A 20,307-nucleotide genomic window follows, 5' to 3' on the forward strand; every position below is an offset into this window, starting at 1 on the left:
TCCACCCATTTTATAACGAAAGCATATCAATAAGTAACTTTTCAGCCGATTGTTCAGCATTTTAGTAACAGATAAGGCCGTCTGAAACACCAGCATTTCAGACGGCCTTTATGTTTTTACCGTACAACTTTTAAAATTATGTCGTAAGCGATTATTGTATTTTTATCATTTAATCATATACTGTTTGTCCGGTTTCAAAAGCCTGATGAAGCTTTGCCTCCGGAAGATGTATTTTTTGCTCTCCTTTTTCTAAATAAGCATCAGTCAACTTCAATCTGCCGTTAAATTTCAATTTTAGTACACCAAAGTCATGTGACGCAGGTACCTGCTCATTATTCGTTCGAGTACGACCAGGAAACTGGGTTTGGAATATGCGGTAGAGTTTATTGAGACTTTTATCATCGTATGTGTTCAGATATTGACCATCTTGCCATGCAGGTATATCAATCATGTTTAGCTTTATCGACCAACGTTTACCAGTTTCTTTTTCAATGACCCAAAACCAAATGGCGGTAGGTATAGCTTTAAGTGTGTTTTTAGCCTCTACCACCGCATCTTTGCCAATTACCGGTCCTTTTTCTGTATTAGCAAACTCTACATAATACTCTCCGTTCCATTCGCCACCATCAACTTCGATATCTAAATACCAAGGGTATTTAACCTGCATCTGCTTATACCATTCAGCGGAAATCTTTTTGTGACCAACCATATAGGTATAGTAAAAATTAGAGAAATCACTCATGGTACGATTGAGGTATTCTTTTCGGTTTTTCGGATCCAAATCGTATCGCAAACTGCTTTCCCAATGGCTGTTACCACTCTGTTTAGCCTCTTCAATTGTAGGAAATACCTGTTCAGCCTGCCAAGAAACCAACTCTTTACGGGCACTAGCAGTAAAAGCATTCAGCGTTACCCAACCGTCAGGAGCAATAGCTATTTCGAGAGTGTCATAAACAGCCCGATCAGCAGTTGTTTCACCGGGTATAGTAAGATGAAAAAATTCCTTAGTCATCAGTTCCTTAATCTGTTCCGTTGGCAGCGGCTCATCCAACTGATAAAATTTATTTTCAAATTGGCTATAATATGTAAGCCCCAATCGCTGTGGCAGTAACCCAAAGCGAGGATTACCTCCCATCGGTATATCACCACGCCCCCAAGCTCCACCGCCACCATCTATACTACGTACAATCGTGCCATCGTTTCGATAAAAATCCGTGCTGTATTTCGAAGTCGCGTAAATAGCATCTGCACCCAAACCTAAACTCTTATCTGGCTGATAGACAAACGTTGCATCAGCCATTCTTACTCCCCATGAGAATCCATTCATTTTTCTTACCTCATCAACACCCCAATACATAATGCCTATTAATAAATAAATTATCGCCACGCTGCTTAACAGCCAATTTTTTAATGCGCCTCTAAACTTCATAAATGCTAACCCTGATGTGTTTTGCGATAGGGTAGGCCATCTTTGAGCCGCAATTCATAGCCTGTTTCGTTTTTAGCTGACCAATGGATAAATCTATTACGAAATGCTTTAGCATAACTCTCTGGCAACGCCATATTAATCGATTGCCCCCAACCATTAGTAGCAGCACGCATAATTTTTGCCGGCGTAGTATTTAATAAACTCTGAATTTCCTTGTGAGGACTTTGTTCAATCTTTTCAGCTTTATCTTTATCGAACTGTACATTGACAGCGTATTTTTCCGCCATCAATCTCATAGCTTTAAAGGGAACTTTGTGGTAATGATTGGATACGTTGCTGCGGGATACATACAAGGTAGCGGGAGTATAGAAATTTTTCCCATGTTCGTCTTTAATCGAGACCTGTGCTTTATAAGACGTCTGCTCATCTGTATAAAACCCCTGTTTAACAAACCATCTTTTCAAAAGGCTTGCAGCATCTCCAGAAGCCATGAAAGATTCTTTACTGTTATTTGGATAGCTACCTCCAATATCAGCATGAGCACCGTTGAGGGCAACTTCAAAGCCGAAGCCCTGCTTAACTGCACTTCTTATAGTGGTAAGCGAAAAATATTTGCGGTATTCATCAAGCGCCGTAATGTGAAACACTTTATCAGCATAACCACGGGAAAAATTCAGATGTAGTTCGCTAACATCTTCAAATAAATCTCGCTCGCGCTCAATCACTTTATATTCAGGAAGCATCATACCAGGATGATAAGACGATACCGTATCAAACAACCCAACAAAGCCCACAGTAATATTGGCACTCTTCAGATTCCAGCCTTTAAAACGCTGAGGCTGGCTTTTAACCAAATGGATGAAATAGCGAGCAGCAGCAGCTCCCCGGCTGAAACCAAACACATTGAGCCTAATAATAGCAGGGATAATGGTTCCATGATCACCACGAACCTGTATTTGAATCTTTTCAAATGATTGCTCAACTCTCTGCTTAATACCAGTGCTTCCACTCCCCATAGCAAAGCCTTTGGTTGAATCAGTGTAGAACTTTCTTCTCTGCTCTTTACTCGCCTGTTGTGACTGGACCGCGGCCTGTATTCTTTTACGATTCTCCTCATTAATGTCGTTTGCCCCCGTGCCTATGCCTTCAATATAGACCCAACTAGTTCGAGGAATCCTTCGAGCTCTACTGTTAAACAAGTGAGCAACATTAGAATAATCATTAAAATAACTCTCGTAGTCATCCTTATCTTTGTTCGCATATTTAGTAGTGTTTTTTCTACGATCTTCAATGTTATAGAGGTTATTTTTAGTGCCATCAAAAAACACATTAACCGTAAGAGTGCTGCCCTGGACTTGGACTTGCGAAAGATTCCGCCCGTTACTGCTGGCATGACCCTGAACAGTTTGTCTCTGTTGAGAGGATTTTCCCTCTGTTTCAAATCCCATGTTTACTCCTTTCTAACCTAACCAATATTGGTATTTTGGGATAATCTCATTCAGCAGACGGTAGATGATTATGCCATTAAAAATTAAAAAAACTGCAACACTCCATTTGAAATAAATTTTATCGTTCATTTTAACAATCAAATAGCTGTTAATTATTAAAAAGGCAACATATTTACCAAATGAATCCCACATTGCTCCAACCATCAACCACGACATGACTTACCCTTTCGGCCTATCTACTTATCAGCATGATCTTCGTTTGTATCTGCTTCGAAAAGCATATCTTCAATATTACTTCCAGTATAAACCCGGATAGCTTCACCCCTACTATTGGTAAATCCTCTATAAATTTCACCACTTGTCGTGGTAATTTTATAAGCAAAATTTGGAATAGGCTTACCTAATTCATCAACAAGCACAAACATTTCATCATTACCTGGGTTGGGCATTTCTGTTGGGTAATCCATTGAGTGGTTTCCAGTAACGTTAAATGGTGCTCTAAATCGTATTAAATTAGGACATCCTATTTCTACATTACCATCTTTAATCTTTATATATCCCCCCCCACTAGTAAGCAGGATTTCTTTTTTAGCTGCAATAATTACTTTTTCTTCACTACTAGTTACTACAGCATCTTTCAAAGCATTCAACTGAAGTTCATCGTTTTGAGCCTGTATAGCAACCTTACCTCGATTAGCTTGGAATCTGGCACCACTATTTTGAGCAAAAAGATTGACACTTTCAGCAGCGTGAACAGTAAAGTTTTTACCAGCACTAATATTAGTGTCCCGGCCACTGATATGGTGAATATGTTTATTGGCTGTATGGAGTTGGCTTTGTTTTGTTACTGATGCAATCCCATTCGGAGCAGACTGAATAATACCCGCTTGCTTGAGTTCTTTTAAGCTGTTTTCTAATTGCTCTATCTGGGCTTTTGTTTCAGCTAGCTCACTTTTAGCTGACTGAGCAGCTTTATTCAAGCCTTGTGCAAGCCCCATCATTTCTTCTAATATGGCGTAAGCTACATCCATATCCAACACCTGTCCCGCCGCCTGATTTTGGGCATCGGCACTGATGAACAAACCTTTCCCCGCCCGCAATGCACCCCAACTGTCGGTACGCAGCTCAAAGCCTTCGCCGTTGTCGCCGCGTTTCTGTCTTTGGCTGTCGACGATATGGCCGAGGTTGAGTTGGGTCTTGCCGTATTCGGTCGCCAGTTTGATGTGTTCCTGCCCCTGTTTGTCTTCCATGCGCAGCTTATTATTCGCCCAAGTGCGGATGACGTTACGGGTGTTCCAATCGGCAGGCACGTGGTCGGGGTGGGAACTGTCGTGCATCACTCCGCTGATGTAGGGCCTGTCGGGATTGCCCTGTACGAACGACAGCATTACTTCGGTGCCTTCGTGCAGCGGGAAGTGTTGGCCGTAGTCGGGGCCGGCATAGGGCTTGGCTAAGCGGATGGGACGGCTTTCTCCGCCCGGACTCCATTCATCAAGGTCGAACGGCAGTTTGACGCGGTAACGGCCCATATTGTCGATATAGGCGTAGGTGTAGTTGCCGGGGCTGGTGACTCTGGCGGGAAGGCTGCCTTGGATCTTCGGCAACGGGGTGATGCGTTCGGGGCGGAAGATGCTGTCGGCGGGAATGGCGGTGAAAGTATGGCTGTATGCTTGGTCGCGGCTGCCGCTGTGGGTGAGCGATACCGCCAACCAGCCGTTGGGTGCTTCGCTGAAGCTCGGGGCCGTCTGAAACACCAGACCGGGGCGAAGCGCGGTGATGTTGCCGCTGCCGGAAGCGACGATACGGCGGCTGTGGTCGAGCTGTTGCAGTAAGGCCGTCTGAAGTTGGGCTTCTTCGGGTGTTTTTTGATGCAAACCCCAATGGCTGTCGCTGCCGAGTAAGACGCTGCTGTCGGTTTCCGTACCCTTCGCCGTTACTGCGGACGATAAGTCGGTATCGGCATCGCGGTAGTTGTAGTCGCCGACGCGGATGGATTCGAGAATGGGATTGTGCTTCACCTGTAAGGCAAACACCGCTTCCTCGCCAACGCTCTCCAACCCGCCGTGGGGGCGGTAGGGATAGGGGGAAGTGTGGCTGCGAAAATAATGGGCGGCATCGTCACCGAATACCGCCACATCGCCATATTGGGCATTCTGCTCGAAGGCATACCAAATCCCTTCTTCTTCGCACAGCCGGTTGAGAAAGGCAAAGTCGGATTCCTGATACTGGGTCACATACTCGCGTACACCGTATTCGCGTGAGGTATTGAAACGGAAATCGACGCCGGAGAAGCCGTGGTGTTTCAACAGCGACGAAATAATGTCGGGCACGTTTTGGTTTTGAAACAGACGCGAAGTGCGGTGGTGCTTCAATGCGGCGATGCGGGGTTCCAATACCATGCGGTAACGGGTCTCGTCCGCCGATACCGACAACTTCTCACAGGATGTGATGATGCCGCTCCATTCCTTCAACGCTTGGGGCGCGATCATTCCTTCAATCAACCCCAACGCATCAGAGCTTACCGGCGTCACCGTAAACTTGGCCGCTTGGTTGATGTAGGACGACAGCGGCAAATCGGCATCGGCGGAAGTGAGTTCGATGTCGAGACGGTAGGCTGTATTCAATGCTTCGGCGGCGGTGAAGGAGACGACGGAGAGGGAGGGGCTGAAACGGGAGAAGCTGAGGTGGTAGGATTGGGTCTGCATGAAAATCCTTTCTTGATATTTCCATGCATATTAATTATTACCACATAAAATGTATAGTCTTTTCAAATAAAAGGCCGTCTGAAACAACAAACGTTTCAGACGGCCTTAATCAGTTTATGCGGAAGCGCAACAATGATTATTTCTGCTTCGGCCTAAACGCCTTGCATACGGCCTCGTCGGTTTCGATAAAAGCACCGCCGATCAGGTCTATGCAGTAGGGAATGGCGCTGAATAAACCGTGTACTTTGATGTTGCCTTCTTCATCGCGTACGCCGCCGAGGGTTTCGGCGATGGCTTTGGGGCGGCCGGGGAGGTTGACGATCAGGCATTTGCCGCGGATGCCGGCGGTTTGGCGGGAAAGGATGGCGGTAGGCACATAGTAGAGGCTGATTTGGCGCATCTGTTCGCCGAATCCGGGCATTTCTTTGTCGATGACGGCCAATGTGGCTTCGGGCGTGATGTCGCGCGGGGCGGGGCCGGTGCCGCCGGTGGTAAAGATGATGTCGCAGCCGTCGGTATCGGCCATGCGGCACAGCGCGGCTTCGATGGCGGTTTGGTCGTCGGCAACCAATGCTTCGGCAAAGTTAATCGGGTTGTTGATGGCGGCCTGCAACCATGTTTTGAGTGCGGGGATGCCTTCGTCTTGATATACGCCGCTGCTGGCTCGGTCGCTGGCAGACAGCAAGCCGATTCTGACGGTGTCGAGTGTATGGTTCATTTTGTGAAAGCTCCTTTTCAGACGGCCTGCGGGGGTTTATGTAACCCAACGTGCCTGGATATTTGTGCCTTACAAATCCACCAAAAGGCGGCGGATTTTTTCGATGGCGCTGCGGTTTTCTACACTGCATGAGTCGGTGCTGCCGCCGTTGCCGGTAAAGCAGCCGATGCCGGTAACGCCGCAGAGGTGTACATACGGCAAGCCGAGTTCGCGGGCCAATACGGCTTCGGGCATGCCGGTCATGCCGATGATGTCGGCGCCGTCTTCGCGGTAGCGGCGCACTTCGGCGCGTGTGGGCAGGCGCGGACCTTGGATGCAGGCGTAAACGGCTTTGTCGTACACCGGCGTACCGTGGCCGGCGGCGTGCTCCAATACGGCTTGGCGCAGTGCGTTGTCGTAGGGGAACGAGAAATCTATGTGCACGACCGCTTGAGATTGTCCTTCAAAAAAGGTGCTGCTGCGGTTGAAGGTGTAGTCGATCAAATCGTCGGGCACCACGAGCGAACCCGGCTCGAAGTCTTCGCTCAAGGCGGCAACGGAAGCGACGGAAATAATGCTGTCCGCACCGACGGAATGCAGCGCCCAAATATTGGCGCGGTAGTTGATTTCATGCGGGGCGAGCGAATGGCTTAAGCCGTGGCGGGCGAGGAACACGATGTCGCTGCCGCCCAGTTTGCCAAACAGCAAAGGGCTGCTGGTCAGGCCGTAGGGCGTGCGCACGATGCGGCGGTGGTTGATGTGGAGTTCGGGCAGGCGGGTCAGGCCGCTGCCGCCGATAACGGCTATCATGGCGGAATCCGTAGGTAGAAATGAAAGGGCTTTATTGTAAGGGATTAGCCTGCCGATGTGTGTGTTCGCGCCGATATATCGCCAATAAACTTGCGGTTGGTGCTACAAGCAATAAGGTCGAGACCTTTACCCCCCCATCTGCGGCGCATTTCTGCGTTGTGCGCTGCCCGCTCGTTTGCCTATCTATATGCAAATAATGAGGCCGTCTGAATTTTTTCAGACGGCCTCAAAACGATGCTGCACCGTTTAAGCACGGGAATGCGTTCTCTTATGAAGCTGATACACCGCCAAGCCCAGCACCAAGCCCCAAAATGCACTGCCGATGCCGAAAAGCGTCATCCCCGAAGCGGAAGCCAACAGCGTAACCAACGCCGCCTCACGGGCAGTATCGTCTTGCCATGCGCCACTGAGATTGGCTTGCAGCGTACTGAAAATCGCAATGCCCGCCAGCGCCGCCAGCAATTCGGGCGGTAACACGTTGAACAGCGCTACCGTCATCCCGCCCGCCGCCGCAATCAGCAGATAAAGCACGCCCAACAGCACGGTAGACAAATAACGCTTGTCGGGATTTTTATCGACATCGCTGCCCATACAGATGGCGGAGCTGATGGCCGCAAGATTGATCATAAACGCGCCCAAAGGTGCGGTGAACACCGTGGCCGCAGCGCTGCTTTCCACCAACGGGCGGGCAGGCGTTTGGTATCCGTAAGCACGCAGCACCGCCATGCCCGGCACGTTTTGCGTGGCCAGCGAAGCGATAAACAGCGGCACGCTCACGCTGATAATGTGCCCCACATGCCAGCCCGGCCACACCCATTCAAGCACCGGGTTTTGCCACACCAGTTTGTCGGTAGCAAGCAACCCCGCCCAAGCCGCATAGCCGAAACCGGTAACCAACATCAGCAAAATACTGTAACGCGGCAAGCGGATTTTGCTCAAAAAATACACCGCCAACATCATCAACACCAGCACGGTTTGATGCTCCATCGCCCCAAACACCTTGCTGCCGAAATTAATCAAAATCCCCGCCAGCATCGCTGCCACCAGCGAGGCCGGAATCATTCTGACCAAACGGTCAAACCAGCCCGTAGCCGACACCATCCACATCGCCGCCGCCGCCGCGATAAAACCGGCCACCGCATCCTGCATCGGAATCCCCGACATACCGGCCAACACCGCCGCACCCGGCGTACACCACGCAATCATCACCGGCGCTTTATAACGGATACTCAAAACAATAGTGAGTATGCCGCACATCAAGCTCAAAGAAGTGAACCACGAAATAATCTGATTCTGCGACGCACCAAAAGCCAACGCCGCCTGATAAATAATCACCGCAGCGCTGCCGTAAGAAACCAGCAATGCCGCCAGCGCGGCGGAAAGGTGGGCGGCAGTAAAATCAGAAAAACGGGGCATGATGTGTCGGGTGTGATGGTTAACGGAAAGGGCTATAACATTAACATAAGCCGCTGCCTTTGCCCAATAGCGGGCAGGGGAAACGATGTTAGCGAGGCTCGGTGAGTTTGCTTTCAGACGGCCTCAAAAGGTTTTGCCCGACATAAGTATTCTCTCTATGGTTGCTAACCCGCAATAAAACATCCCAACCCGACCAAGCTGCTTGAAAGGCCGTCTGAAATCCCAATCTAGGCTTACCAAGTTAGCGGAAAAAAGTTTATTGTGTCCTAAAGCCCGAATTCATTTTCAGACGGCCTCCCAGCCGGAGCAAACGCAGGGCATCGCCACTCGCGCGCGGGGTCGGCACAAGGCAACCGTTTGAACGGGTTGCCGGAACAGGCCGTCTGAAAAACAGCCGTCTTCTCCGATACCCGTCTTTACCCGTCGCCCCGCCCATGCGTGCAGACGGCTCTCCGCTCTAATCAATTGTCAAACAAGGAATTTTGATGCAAACCATGCAAGCCATGACCATCAGCCGTTACGGCAAAACACCGCTCCAAACGAGTACCGTACCCATGCCCGAAATCGGCGACCATGATGTTTTGGTGGCCATCCATGCCGCCAGCGTGAACCCGATTGATTTCAAAATCCGCGACGGCAAAGTCAAAATCCTGCTGCATTACGATATGCCGCTGATTTTAGGCAACGATTTTGCCGGAACGGTGGTGAAAACAGGTAAAGCCGTGCAACGCTTCAAAACAGGCGATGCCGTTTACGGCCGCCCCGCCAAATCGCGCATCGGCACCTTTGCCGAATACATCGCCGTGCATGAAGACGATATTGCCGCCAAACCGGCCAATTTAAGCTTTGCCGAAGCCGCCTCGATTCCCTTGGTGGGTCTGACCGCCTACCAAGCGTTTTACGAAGCCCTGCGCCTGAAAGCGGGCGACAAAATCCTGATTCACGCCGGCGCGGGCGGTTTGGGTACGTTTGCCATCCAGCTGGCCAAACACATCGGCGCCTATGTCGCCACCACCGCCGGCCCCGCCGGACATGATCTGGTGGCGCGTTTGGGTGCAGACCACATCATCAACTACCGCGAAGAAAACTTCGCCGAGGTGCTGCACGCTTACGATGCGGTGTTGGACACTTTGGGCGGCGACGCGCTCAAACAGTCTTTCCGCATCCTCAAACCGGGCGGACACATCGTTTCCGTTTCCGCCCTGCCCACCGCCCGTTTTGCCTGCGAATGGCGGCTGCCGACATGGAAACAATGGCTGTTTGCCGCCGCCACCCTGCCGTTGCAGCGTTTGGAAAAAAGCCACCGTGTCCGCTACGATTTTCTGTTTATGCGCGCCAGCGGAAAGCAATTGGCGGAAATTACCCGGCTGATTGAAGCGGGCGCAATCGTGCCCGTGATCGACCGCGTCTTCCCTTTTGCCGAAACCCAAGCCGCATTGGATTATGCCGAAAGCGGACGGGCAAAAGGCAAAATCGTGGTACAGCTGGTGCCCGAACAGGCCGTCTGAAAAACCATGCCTGTTTGAACATTGTTATGCGTAGGGCGGGCATCCGTGCCCGCCATTCGGTTTTGCCTGTTCGAATAGCGCGGCGGGCACGGATGCCCGCCCTACGGCTGTTGGTTTCAGATGGCCTCAAACAGTTTTGTGTGTGGCTTACATGCGGTAAAAAATAAGGCCGATACCTTTGCAAAACCCCCATCTGCAGCGCATTTCTGCGTTGCGCGCTGCTCGCTCGCTTGCCTATCTTCATGATATGTCTGCGCTTGTTGCGCTGCTACGCCTTGAACTGCATCCGCATCTGGAGGTTTTGCAAAGGTCTTAGGCCGTCTGAAATGTTCAGACGGCCTTCAACCCTTCATCATCCTGCCTCACTTACCGATACAGAATCTCGAAAAAATCACGCCCAACAAATCATCCGCCGTAAATTCTCCGGTGATTTCGTTGCAGGCGGTTTGGGCCAGCCGCAGATGTTCGGCCAGCAGCTCGATTTGGTTGTTGCCGCACAGGGCGGCGTTTTCCAATTCGGCTTCGGCGGCAGAGAGCGCGGTGAGGTGGCGGCTGCGGGCGAGGAACAGGCTTTCGCTTTCGCCTTGCCAGCCGATTTCCTGCAACAGGGCTTGTTTCAATAAATCCAAGCCTTCGCCGGTTTTGGCGGAAAGTTTGATTAAGGTATCGGCACCGCTTTGCGTATCGAGGCCGTCTGAAAACGAACTTTGTGAGTTTCGCCCAAACATACCTACCGATTCGCCGGTGAGGTCGGTTTTGTTGTGGATTTCAATACGCTTGAGGGTGTCGGGCAGGCTGTCGAGAATGGTTTGAGTTTTGGCGTTGATGCCTTCGCGCGGGTCAATCAGAATCAGCGCGACATCGGCCTCTTTTACGGCTTTTTGGCTGCGTTCGATGCCGATTTTTTCCACCACGTCATCGGTTTCGCGCAGGCCGGCGGTGTCAATGATGTGAACGGGCACGCCGTCGAGGGTGATTTGTTCGCGCACGGTGTCGCGGGTGGTGCCTGCGATGTCGGTTACGATGGCGATGTCGTCGCCTGCCAGGGCGTTGAGCAGGCTGGATTTGCCGACGTTGGGCGCGCCCACCAGCACCACGTTCATGCCTTCGCGCAAAATCGCGCCTTGTTCGGCGCTGGCCAACACGGTTTTCAGACGGCCTTGCAGCTCCGCCAGCTTGCCGCGTGCATCGGCGGCTTCGAGAAAATCAATGTCTTCTTCGGGAAAATCGAGCGTGGCTTCCACCAGCATCCGCAGGGTGATCAATTCGTCCACCAGCGCGTGAATGTGCTGCGAAAACGCGCCTTTGAGCGAGCGCACGGCCATGCGGGCAGCGGAACGGCTGGAAGCGTCGATTAAGTCGGCCACGCTTTCGGCCTGCGCCAAATCGAGTTTGTTGTTGAGAAAAGCGCGTTTGGTAAACTCGCCCGGTTCGGCCATGCGCGCGCCCAGTTGCAGGCAGCGTTGCAGCAGCATATCCATCACCACCGGCCCGCCGTGGCCTTGCAGTTCGATCACGTCTTCGCCGGTGAAGCTGGCGGGCGCGGCAAAATAGAGCAGCAGGCCGTTGTCTATGGGTTGGCCGTCTGAATCCAAAAAGTCGGTGTAAAGGGCAACGCGCGGCTTGGGCGTTTTGCCGCCGCTGATTTGTTGTGCCAACGGCAACAGGTTTTTACCGGAAATGCGGACAACGCCGACACCGCCGCGCCCGGGGGCGGTGGCAATGGCGGCTATGGTGGGGCTGGGTGCAGACATGGGTTTATCTCGGAAATATCGGGAAATATATGGGGCGATTATAGCAAAAGGCCGTCTGAAAAGATGTTTCAGACGGCCTTTTGCCTTATCGCTTATAATGCTGGCTTTACACAAAGCAATACCTGTACCAAGCCCCAAAACGCACCGCCTAACGCCGAACAAAGCAGAAGAGGGCGGTTGGATACAGATTCCCAACCACAACGACAAAGACAAAAAGGAACCCGCCATGACCTTACCCGCCTGCCCGCAATGCGGCTCAGAATTGACTTACCACGACGGCGTGCAGTTCGTTTGCCCCGAATGCGCCCATGAATGGCAGGAAGGCGAAGCCGCTGCCGAAGAAGCACCGGTGGTGAAAGACGCCAACGGCACGCCGCTGACCGACGGCGATACCGTCGTGCTGATTAAAGATTTGAAAGTCAAAGGCAGCTCGATGGTGATTAAGCAAGGCACCAAAGTGAAAGGCATCCGCCTGCAGGAAGGCGACCACGACATCGCCTGCAAAATCGACGGCAGCGCCATGAACCTGAAATCGGAATTCGTGAAAAAAGCCTAAGCGGATTCGGGCATCGGCACCGACGTTTCTTTGCAAAACAATGTGCTAGAATGCGCGCAGCTGTTTGTAGCGAAGTTTGCGAGGCTCGTTTTCAGACGGCCTCTTGCCATCTTTACCAGAGGCCGTCTGAAAACAAGCGATACGGATTTCGCCAAAGCGAAGCTGGTGAACTTCGCCAAAATGAACCAAAGCGCCCGCAAAACTGTCTGCACGGTTTACAGCCGATAAACTTGATTTTGGATGCAAGGCACAGCAAGGCCGCAGCAAAAACCAGTTTATCGCCTCATACCGCTTGATTTTTATTAAATACAGGCCGCCCGCCGGCCGCCTGCCACACCATCGAATTTATGAACCGTTCAAATATCTACCGTCTCGCCCTGCTGGGCATTACCGCCGCCGTATTGGCCGCCTGCGGAACCAAAAAATCGCCGTCTATTACCAAACAGCCGCCGCGCACCGTGCCGCCCGTTGCAACGCCGGGCGAACCGATGCCCACCGGCACGCCGTCTCCGCAAGGCTACACGCACACGCCCGGCGGCGGCGCCAGCTACACGGTCGTTCCCCACAACGCCATGCCGCAATGGAACGAACAGAATTTCTCCGAAAGCCTGCGCTCGTTCCGTCTCGGCTGCGGTAAGCTGCAAGCCCATCCGAACTGGCAAAACGTGTGCCGTCAGGCCGCCCAAACGCCTTATCAAAACGCCGCCGCCAAAGCCTTTTTCGAGCAATATTTCACGCCGTGGCAGGTGAGCGGCAACGGCAAACTCGGCGGCACGGTAACGGGCTATTACGAGCCGGTGCTGCACGGCGATGTGCGCAGCACGCGCAAAGCCCGTTTCCCCGTGTACGGCATTCCGAACGACTTCGTGTCCGTAGAATTGCCGGCCGGACTGCGTAACAGCAAAACCACCGTGCGCATCCGCCCCAACGGTCAAAACAAAGGCGCAATTGACGCCAACGGCACCTACACCGCCGACCTGAGCCAATTCCCCATCACCGCCCGCACCCGCGCCTTGAAAGGCCGTTTTGTCGGCAACCGCTTCGTGCCTTACTATACCCGCGCCCAAATCAACGGCGGCGCACTCGACGGCAAAGCACCGATTTTGGGCTATGCCGACGACCCCGTAGAACTGTTTTTCCTGCACATTCAAGGTTCAGGCCGTCTGAAAACGCCCGACGGCCGCTACATCCGCTTGGGCTTTGCCGACAAAAACGAATATCCCTATGTATCTATCGGCCGCTACATGGCCGACCGGGGCTATCTGACTTTGGCGCAAACCACCATGCAGGGCATCAAAGCCTATATGCAGCAAAACCCGCAGCGTTTGGCCGAAGTTTTGGGCCAAAACCCGAGTTATGTGTTTTTCCGCCAACTGCCCGGTAACGACGACGGCCCCATCGGCGCACTCGGCACACCGCTCTTGGGCGAATACGCCGGCGCGGTTGACCGCCACTACATCACCCTCGGCGCACCGCTGTTTGTGGCCACCACCCATCCCGTCAACAACTACGCCCTTAACCGCCTGATTATGGCGCAAGACACCGGCAGCGCGATTAAAGGCGCCGTGCGCGTGGATTACTTCTGGGGCTACGGCGACGAAGCCGGCGCGGTGGCAGGCAGGCAGAAGCACACCGGTTATGTATGGCAGCTGCTGCCCAACGGCGTGATGCCGGAATACCGTCCGTAAGCAAAGGCAATTGCTGTAAAGCATAGAAAGAGGCCGTCTGAAATTTTCAGACGGCCTTTTTATTATTTATTATGTTTTGCCCCAGTCAAACCGTATGGCCGCCAACTCAAAAATGAATAAATGAATACACGTCATACTCGGGCTTGACCCGAGTATCTCCCAACCTTACTGAAATCTCGGATATCTGGGTCAAGCCCGAGTATGACGTACCGTGAAAAATCAAACCGATAAATTCGGGTTACACATCAATTCTTACGCGCCACCACAAACTGCGCCAGCATCCGCAAATGTTCGGCCTTCTCACCGAACGCATCAATGATGTCCACCGCTTCGGCCACCAGCGTTTCCGCGTAACGGCGCGCTTTGGCCAAGCCCATCAGTTTTACATAAGTCGGCTTGTCGTTATCTGCGTCTTTGCCCGCTGTTTTACCCAGTGTGGCTGTGTCGGCTTCGCAGTCGAGCACATCGTCTATCACTTGAAACGCTAATCCGAGCTTGGCGGCATATTGGTCTAAACGCTGCAAATCTGCGTCGTTCAAATCGGGGCAGGCCAGTGCGCCCAAACCTACGGCGGCGCGGATAAGGGCGCCGGTTTTCAGGCTGTGCATGTGTTCCAATTCGTGCCGGTTCATGGGTTTGCCTACGTTGGCCAAATCAATGGCCTGCCCGCCTGCCATGCCGAGGCTGCCGGATGCTTGTGCCAATAAAGCGGTCATTTTCAGTTGGCGTGCGGCGGGTAGAGAGGTAGGACGGCTTAATACGTCAAAGGCCAATGTTTGCAGGGCATCGCCGGTTAAGAGGGCGGTGGCTTCGTCATATTGAACGTGGCAGGTGGGTTTGCCGCGGCGCAGGCTGTCGTTGTCCATTGCGGGCATATCGTCGTGCACCAGCGAGTAAACGTGTATCAGTTCTACCGCCGCCATGGCCTGTTCTACCGCTTCGGTATCGGCATCGCCCAATTCGGAAGCGGCCAGCACCAGCAGCGGGCGCAGGCGTTTGCCGCCGCCGAGGGTAACGTAACGCATGGCTTGGTGCAGGGTGTGCGGCACAATATTTTCAGACGGCATCACGCGTTCAAGCACCAGTTCGGTTTGCGCCTGTGCTTTCAGCTGCCATGCTTGCAGATTATTCGCTTTGTTCAAGATTCAGCTCCTTCAGTTCGCCCGCATCAAGCACTTGCAGTTTCTGCTCTACTTCGGCCAGTTTGGCTTGGCAGTATTTCACCAGTTCGTTGCCTTCCTGATAGGCGGCCAGCGCGTCTTCCAACGGCATTTCGCTGCTCTGCATGGCTTGGGTGAGAGTTTCTAAACGTTTCAGGGCTTCTTCAAACGATTTGGGTGCGGCAAATTTTTTCATATCGCTAGGCTTGTGGAATAAAGGCGGTATTGTAACATTTTTGCGTAGATGGATTGTGTGGTTATAGAGAAGCAAATGCCGTGAATTGAAATACTGCTATAAGGCCGTCTGAAAACAGCAAGATTTTTCAGACGGCCTGTTTTGGTTTTCCGGCTTCCAGCCCTGAAGCGGGCTTAACCTATCCGCTTAAACGGCGGCAGGCAGGCGAGCATTTGACGGCCGTAGTTTTGGGTTTTCACGCGGTTGTCGAGTATGGTTACACGGCCGTAGTCCTGCTCGGTGCGGATCAGCCGCCCGACGGCCTGCACCAGTTTGATGCTGGCTTCGGGCACGGTGATTTCGATAAACGGATTGCCGCCGCGCTGTTCGATCCAGCGGTTTTGGGTTTTTTCGATGGGGTTGTCGGGCATGGAGAACGGCAGTTTGGCGATGATGACCTGCACGCAGGCTTCGCCGGGCAGGTCGAGACCTTCGGCGAAACTGTCCAAACCGAAAATGATGCTGGCGCGGCCGTCTGAAATGGCTTGGTAATGCTTTTGCAGCAGCACGGCTTTGGGCAATTCGCCTTGTACGAGCAAAAGCGGCAGGTAGTCTTCGGGCAGGCGCAGGGCGACATCCTGCATTTGTTTGCGCGAGGAAAACAGCACCAGCGTGCCGATGGCTTCGGCGGGCGAAATCAGCTTGGGCAGCCATTCTACGATAGCGGCGGTGTGCGCGGCGGGGTCTTTGGGGCTGGCGTGTACGGGCGGGATATACAATTCGCCCTGCGCGTCGAAATCAAACGGGCTTTGCAGGGCGAGCGTGGTGGTTTCGGGCAGCCATTGCAGGCCGGTTTGGCGCAGAATCAGGTTGAAGCTGCTGAGCGATTGCAGGGTGGCGGAGGTGAGCACGGCACCGGCGGCGCGCCGCCACAGGTTGTTGGCCAAATAGGATGCGCTGCTGATGGGGCTGGCGTGGAAAAAGTAGTCGTTTTTGTCGTCGAGGCGGCGGGTTATCCATTTGGCCAGCGGTTCTTCGCCTTCGGCGGGCACGGTGGAAAGCAAATCCCATGTGGCGGTGATTTGTTCGATGCGGGCGCGGAATACGCCGAATTCGGTGCTCAGGCGGTCGATTTGCGCGCTGTTTTGGTCTTTGTCGCGGCGGGCGGCAGACAGGGCATCGTTCAAGCTGTTAGCGTGTTTATACAGGCTGCGGGCGGCGATGGCGGTGTTGGACACGGCCAATTCCAACGCTTCGGGAATTTTGCCGTCTTGCCACAACCACACCGATTCGTTGCTTTCAGACGGCCTCAATTCAGGCTCTTCGGATAAGTGGAACTGCCATTCGTGCAGGCTTTCGAGCAGCGCGGCGGCGGCTTCGTCGGCAAGGTTCGCCAGCTCTGCTTTGTCGGTTAAGGTAGCGATTTTGGCGATAACGGCGGGCAGTTTTTCCAACGCCCACACCGCTTGGTTCCACGAATGCTCGGCGGCAAACTGGCTCAGGGCTTTTTTGGGCAGGTGGTGCGCTTCGTCGATGCAGTAGAAGCTGTTTTCGGGAGCGGGCAGAATCACACCGCCGCCCATGCTGATATCGACCATCAGCAAATCGTGGTTGGCCACAACGACATCAACGGTTTCCAGCGTGTCGCGGGCGAGATAAAACGGGCATTCGGGGCGGTTGGGGCAGGCGGCTTTGAGGCAGCCGTAGTTGTCGTTGTTTACCTTCATCCAAACGGTGTCGTCGATTTTTTCCGGCCAAGTGTCGCGGTCGCCGTTGAAGCGGCGGGCGGAAAATTCGTCGGCGATGTCGCGCAGCAGCTTCAATTCTTCGGGCTTGGGTTTGCTGTCCCACAGCACGGCGGGGGCTTCGAAGCCGAGCAGGTTTTGCTGGGCGTTGCTTTGGGTGAGCTGGTAGAGTTTGTAGGGGCAGAGATAGCGCCCGCGGCCTTTGGCAAGCGCGAAGGTTAATTCCAAGCCGCTTTGTTCCACCAAAAACGGCAAATCGCGGTCAACCAACTGCTCTTGCAGGGCAACGGTGGCACTGCTCACAATCAGCCGCTTGCCGCGCGTTTGCGCCATGATGCCGCCGGCCAGAAGATAAGCCAAACTTTTGCCCACGCCGGTCGGCCCTTCGATCACGACTATGCTCTCGCCTTCGCGTTTGGGCGCTTCTTCGCCTTCGGCACGGGTTTGCGTGCGCGAAAAGGCGTTGGCAATGGCCGCAATCATCTCCCGCTGCGCGGCGCGCGGGCGGAAGTTGGGCAGGTTTTTGCCGATGTTTTGGTAATGGTCGCGGATGGCGTTTTTTTCTAAATCGGTGAGCATTGAGGCCGTCTGAAAAGCGCTGGAAAAGAAAAGGTGTATTTTAGCATTGATTATAGAGAAGGCCGTCTGAAATCCTGTTTTCAGACGGCCTTTAGCATATGGGCAGCTTAGGGGCGGTTTTGCGAAGCCAACCAGCCCGCAATGTCTTTACCCAACACGTTGGCGGTGCGGTAAAGCACGGAGCATGAGCCTTTGAAACCGCCGAACATACCGCCGGTCGAATTGCGTTTGAACGAATTTTGGGCTATTTCCCGGCCATCTTGATACAGGGTAGTGCTTAGCGAGATACCTTTCCAATGGCCGATAAAAGCACTACCGGCACTTATGGCCGATTCGATCTCGATTTTGGCGTAAACGGCCTGATTTTCGGGAGCAGTGCTGCGCACCACGTTTAAGCCTTTGGCAGCAGCATGTTTAACGACAGATTCAGACAAGACCGTGCCGATTTCCGTACATTCGGAAACAATCCGATGATTAATGCGGCTTTCGTCTTGATAAGGAATTTTTTCGGCAATATGGATTTCCGAAGCGGAAGCAAAAGCCGCAGCCGTGCCGAGCACCAAGTAAAGTAAAACGTTTTTCATTTTCAACCGTCCTCAATCTGTAAACCATTTGAATTAAAGCGTTACCGCGCCGAAGATTATACGCCCAATTTTTTTATGATCAGCATATTGAAATAGTTTACTGATAAACACATCAAAAAAATCGAGGAAAAGCCAACAGCCTTTCCCCGATAATGCTCAAAACTCAATGAAAGATTAAGCGCGTTTTTCCAAAACCGCCACGGCAGGCAGCTCTTTGCCTTCCAAAAACTCAAGGAACGCACCGCCGCCGGTGGAAATGTAGCTGATTTGATCGGTAATGCCAAACTTGGCAATCGCCGCCAAAGTGTCGCCGCCGCCGGCAATCGAGAAGGCGCTGCTGTCGGCAATCGCTTTCGCCAGCACTTCGGTGCCGCCTGCGAATTGGTCGAACTCGAACACACCCACGGGGCCGTTCCACACCACCGTACCGGCTTTTTTCAGTGCTTCGGCCAAGGCTGCGGCGGATTGCGGGCCGATGTCGAGAATCATGTCGTCTTCGGCCACGTCGTCGATATTTTTTACCGTCGCTTCGGCATCGGCGGCAAACGCCTTAGCCACCACTACGTCGGTCGGCAGCGGAACCACGCCGCCTTTGGCTGCCATTTTTTCCATGATTTTTTTCGATTCTTCCACCAAATCATGCTCGGCCAGCGATTTGCCGATGGGTTTGCCCGCAGCCAGCAGGAAGGTGTTGGCGATGCCGCCGCCGACGATCAATTGGTCGACTTTGTCGGCCAAGCTCTCGAGAATGGTAAGTTTGGTCGATACTTTGCTGCCGGCCACAATCGCCGCCAAGGGGCGGGCGGGCCCTTTGAGGGCTTTGCCCAATGCGTCCAACTCGTTTGCCATCAACACGCCGGCGCATGCCACCGGTGCGGCTTGGGCCACGGCTTCGGTAGAGGCTTGGGCGCGGTGGGCGGTGCCGAATGCGTCGTTCACAAACACATCGCACAACGCGGCGTAGGCTTTACCCAATTCCAAATCGTTTTTCTTTTCGCCTTTGTTGATGCGCACGTTTTGCAGCATGGCCACTCCGCCTGCCGCCAAAACGGGTTTGTTTTCGCGCCAGTCGTTCAACACTTTGACTTCTTTGCCCAACAATTTGCCCAAGTGGGCGGCAACCGGAGCCACGTCGTCTTCCGGATTGAATTCGCCTTCGGTGGGGCGGCCCAGATGCGACATCACAATCACCGATGCGCCGTTGTCCAAGCAGTATTGAATCGACGCGATCGATGCACGGATACGGGTGTCGTCGCTGATGCTGCCGTCTTTAAACGGCACATTCATATCGGCACGGATTAAAACGGTTTTGCCTTGTACGTTTTGTTCGGTCAGTTTCAAAAATGCCATGTCGGTTTCCTTGTCTGAATAAAATAAAGCCAATCAGCCGCATTATGCGGGAAGCGGCAAAAGCGGTAAAGGCGCGAAACTTGAACGGTTGATTTGTGTCATGATTACAATCGATTACGCTGAACGTATAATCATGTTTTCAGACGGCCTCCCGAAGCACTCCGCCATGACCATCCATATCAAACCCCTAAACCAATGCCCCCACCATATCGACGCGCTCGCCCGTGCGCTTTACACCGAATGGCATGATTTCGCGCCGTGGAGCGATATGCGGAAAATCCTCGACCGCTACCGCCACGCCCTAACCGCCGCCGCCCCGCTGCCCAAAGTGTGGATGGCCGAAAACGGCCACGGCGCATTGCTCGGCTCAGCTTCGTTGAAAGAATACGATTTGCAGCATTACCCCGAAGAGCGCTACTGGCTGGGCGACGTGTTCGTGATGCCCGAACACCGCGGCTGCGGTGCCGGCGGCGCCTTGGTAAAAACCTGTTTGCAGGCGGCGCGGCTATTGGAAATCGACAAACTCTATCTCTACACCCCCGACATGCAGCCGCTTTACGCCCGCTACGGCTGGCGGGAAACCGACAAACGCCAAGTGAACGGCGAAACGGTTTCGGTAATGGTGCTGGATTTATAAGCCTTTTACACATACGCCTTTACAAAAAACCAGTATAATGAAAGAACTACACTTGTTAAACCAAAA

The 20,307-nt window shown here is 53.1% G+C and carries 16 protein-coding genes; 4 read left to right on the forward strand and 12 right to left on the reverse strand.

What is annotated here, in order from left to right; genetic code table 11:
• Positions 1–169 precede the first annotated feature (169 nt).
• From CKV66_RS01465 to CKV66_RS01495, 6 genes are all read right to left on the reverse strand, one after another.
• The gene (locus tag CKV66_RS01465) at positions 170–1,429 is read right to left on the reverse strand and encodes a DUF2931 family protein (protein WP_231990505.1); all 1,260 of its coding nucleotides are present in this window, start codon (positions 1,427–1,429) and stop codon (positions 170–172) included.
• 5 nt (positions 1,430–1,434) lie between these two features.
• On the reverse strand, positions 1,435–2,877 hold the full coding sequence (locus tag CKV66_RS01470; RefSeq protein ID WP_085364547.1) for a T6SS phospholipase effector Tle1-like catalytic domain-containing protein: 1,443 nt from the start codon (positions 2,875–2,877) through the stop codon (positions 1,435–1,437).
• A 236-nt stretch (positions 2,878–3,113) separates the two neighbouring features.
• Positions 3,114–5,582: a type VI secretion system Vgr family protein gene (locus CKV66_RS01480; protein WP_095197816.1), complete on the reverse strand. Its 2,469-nt coding sequence runs from the start codon at positions 5,580–5,582 to the stop codon at positions 3,114–3,116.
• Positions 5,583–5,718: 136 nt separating this feature from the next.
• A complete protein-coding gene (gene mog / locus CKV66_RS01485) occupies positions 5,719–6,300 on the reverse strand; it encodes a molybdopterin adenylyltransferase (RefSeq protein WP_085364514.1) in 582 nt (193 codons plus the stop codon).
• A 69-nt stretch (positions 6,301–6,369) separates the two neighbouring features.
• The gene (locus CKV66_RS01490) at positions 6,370–7,089 is read right to left on the reverse strand and encodes an S-methyl-5'-thioinosine phosphorylase (RefSeq protein ID WP_085364513.1); all 720 of its coding nucleotides are present in this window, start codon (positions 7,087–7,089) and stop codon (positions 6,370–6,372) included.
• Positions 7,090–7,335: 246 nt separating this feature from the next.
• Positions 7,336–8,505 carry a benzoate/H(+) symporter BenE family transporter gene (locus CKV66_RS01495; protein ID WP_085364512.1) on the reverse strand — a complete coding sequence of 390 codons (1,170 nt, stop codon included), beginning with the start codon at positions 8,503–8,505 and terminating at the stop codon, positions 7,336–7,338.
• 485 nt (positions 8,506–8,990) lie between these two features.
• Between CKV66_RS01495 and CKV66_RS01500 the strand changes: the two genes are divergently transcribed.
• A complete protein-coding gene (locus CKV66_RS01500) occupies positions 8,991–10,013 on the forward strand; it encodes an NADP-dependent oxidoreductase (RefSeq protein WP_197697458.1) in 1,023 nt (340 codons plus the stop codon).
• A gap of 362 nt (positions 10,014–10,375) precedes the next feature.
• On the opposite strand, the gene mnmE is transcribed toward CKV66_RS01500, so the two are convergent.
• Entirely contained in the window at positions 10,376–11,767 is a 1,392-nt protein-coding gene (mnmE, locus tag CKV66_RS01510) for a tRNA uridine-5-carboxymethylaminomethyl(34) synthesis GTPase MnmE (protein WP_085364510.1), read from the reverse strand.
• Positions 11,768–11,993: 226 nt separating this feature from the next.
• On the opposite strand from mnmE, the gene CKV66_RS01515 reads away from it, so the two are divergent.
• A complete protein-coding gene (locus CKV66_RS01515) occupies positions 11,994–12,323 on the forward strand; it encodes a zinc ribbon domain-containing protein YjdM (protein WP_085364517.1) in 330 nt (109 codons plus the stop codon).
• A 347-nt stretch (positions 12,324–12,670) separates the two neighbouring features.
• Complete coding sequence (gene mltA, locus CKV66_RS01525; protein ID WP_085364508.1) at positions 12,671–14,011, forward strand: murein transglycosylase A; 1,341 nt, start codon at positions 12,671–12,673, stop codon at positions 14,009–14,011.
• Positions 14,012–14,256: 245 nt separating this feature from the next.
• Here mltA and CKV66_RS01530 read toward each other — a convergent pair whose 3' ends face one another.
• From CKV66_RS01530 to CKV66_RS01550, 5 genes are all read right to left on the reverse strand, one after another.
• Entirely contained in the window at positions 14,257–15,153 is an 897-nt protein-coding gene (locus tag CKV66_RS01530; RefSeq protein ID WP_085364507.1) for a polyprenyl synthetase family protein, read from the reverse strand.
• Entirely contained in the window at positions 15,137–15,367 is a 231-nt protein-coding gene (locus CKV66_RS01535) for an exodeoxyribonuclease VII small subunit (protein ID WP_054599513.1), read from the reverse strand. Before CKV66_RS01535 ends, CKV66_RS01530 begins: the two co-directional genes overlap by 17 nt.
• 173 nt (positions 15,368–15,540) lie before the next feature.
• Positions 15,541–17,670 (reverse strand): ATP-dependent DNA helicase DinG, encoded by a 2,130-nt coding sequence (gene dinG, locus CKV66_RS01540; RefSeq protein ID WP_085364506.1) that lies wholly within the window; start codon positions 17,668–17,670, stop codon positions 15,541–15,543.
• Between the two features lie 107 nt (positions 17,671–17,777).
• Complete coding sequence (locus CKV66_RS01545; RefSeq protein WP_085364505.1) at positions 17,778–18,254, reverse strand: hypothetical protein; 477 nt, start codon at positions 18,252–18,254, stop codon at positions 17,778–17,780.
• Between the two features lie 174 nt (positions 18,255–18,428).
• The gene (locus CKV66_RS01550) at positions 18,429–19,604 is read right to left on the reverse strand and encodes a phosphoglycerate kinase (protein ID WP_085364504.1); all 1,176 of its coding nucleotides are present in this window, start codon (positions 19,602–19,604) and stop codon (positions 18,429–18,431) included.
• Positions 19,605–19,770: 166 nt separating this feature from the next.
• On the opposite strand from CKV66_RS01550, the gene CKV66_RS01555 reads away from it, so the two are divergent.
• On the forward strand, positions 19,771–20,241 hold the full coding sequence (locus CKV66_RS01555) for a GNAT family N-acetyltransferase (RefSeq protein WP_085364516.1): 471 nt from the start codon (positions 19,771–19,773) through the stop codon (positions 20,239–20,241).
• Positions 20,242–20,307 lie beyond the last annotated feature (66 nt).

Origin of the sequence: Neisseria zoodegmatis (assembly GCF_900187305.1) — a bacterium.
GTDB lineage: Bacteria > Pseudomonadota > Gammaproteobacteria > Burkholderiales > Neisseriaceae > Neisseria > Neisseria zoodegmatis.

What these genes read in the sequence shown, in the direction of transcription:
- CKV66_RS01465 (WP_231990505.1), bottom strand. Translation starts at nt 1,429, where the DNA reads ATGAAGTTTAGAGGCGCATTAAAAAATTGGCTGTTAAGCAGCGTGGCG.
- CKV66_RS01470 (WP_085364547.1), bottom strand. Translation starts at nt 2,877, where the DNA reads ATGGGATTTGAAACAGAGGGAAAATCCTCTCAACAGAGACAAACTGTT.
- CKV66_RS01480 (WP_095197816.1), bottom strand. Translation starts at nt 5,582, where the DNA reads ATGCAGACCCAATCCTACCACCTCAGCTTCTCCCGTTTCAGCCCCTCC.
- mog (WP_085364514.1), bottom strand. Translation starts at nt 6,300, where the DNA reads ATGAACCATACACTCGACACCGTCAGAATCGGCTTGCTGTCTGCCAGC.
- CKV66_RS01490 (WP_085364513.1), bottom strand. Translation starts at nt 7,089, where the DNA reads ATGATAGCCGTTATCGGCGGCAGCGGCCTGACCCGCCTGCCCGAACTC.
- CKV66_RS01495 (WP_085364512.1), bottom strand. Translation starts at nt 8,505, where the DNA reads ATGCCCCGTTTTTCTGATTTTACTGCCGCCCACCTTTCCGCCGCGCTG.
- CKV66_RS01500 (WP_197697458.1), top strand. Translation starts at nt 8,991, where the DNA reads ATGCAAACCATGCAAGCCATGACCATCAGCCGTTACGGCAAAACACCG.
- mnmE (WP_085364510.1), bottom strand. Translation starts at nt 11,767, where the DNA reads ATGTCTGCACCCAGCCCCACCATAGCCGCCATTGCCACCGCCCCCGGG.
- CKV66_RS01515 (WP_085364517.1), top strand. Translation starts at nt 11,994, where the DNA reads ATGACCTTACCCGCCTGCCCGCAATGCGGCTCAGAATTGACTTACCAC.
- mltA (WP_085364508.1), top strand. Translation starts at nt 12,671, where the DNA reads ATGAACCGTTCAAATATCTACCGTCTCGCCCTGCTGGGCATTACCGCC.
- CKV66_RS01535 (WP_054599513.1), bottom strand. Translation starts at nt 15,367, where the DNA reads ATGAAAAAATTTGCCGCACCCAAATCGTTTGAAGAAGCCCTGAAACGT.
- dinG (WP_085364506.1), bottom strand. Translation starts at nt 17,670, where the DNA reads ATGCTCACCGATTTAGAAAAAAACGCCATCCGCGACCATTACCAAAAC.
- CKV66_RS01545 (WP_085364505.1), bottom strand. Translation starts at nt 18,254, where the DNA reads ATGAAAAACGTTTTACTTTACTTGGTGCTCGGCACGGCTGCGGCTTTT.
- CKV66_RS01550 (WP_085364504.1), bottom strand. Translation starts at nt 19,604, where the DNA reads ATGGCATTTTTGAAACTGACCGAACAAAACGTACAAGGCAAAACCGTT.
- CKV66_RS01555 (WP_085364516.1), top strand. Translation starts at nt 19,771, where the DNA reads ATGACCATCCATATCAAACCCCTAAACCAATGCCCCCACCATATCGAC.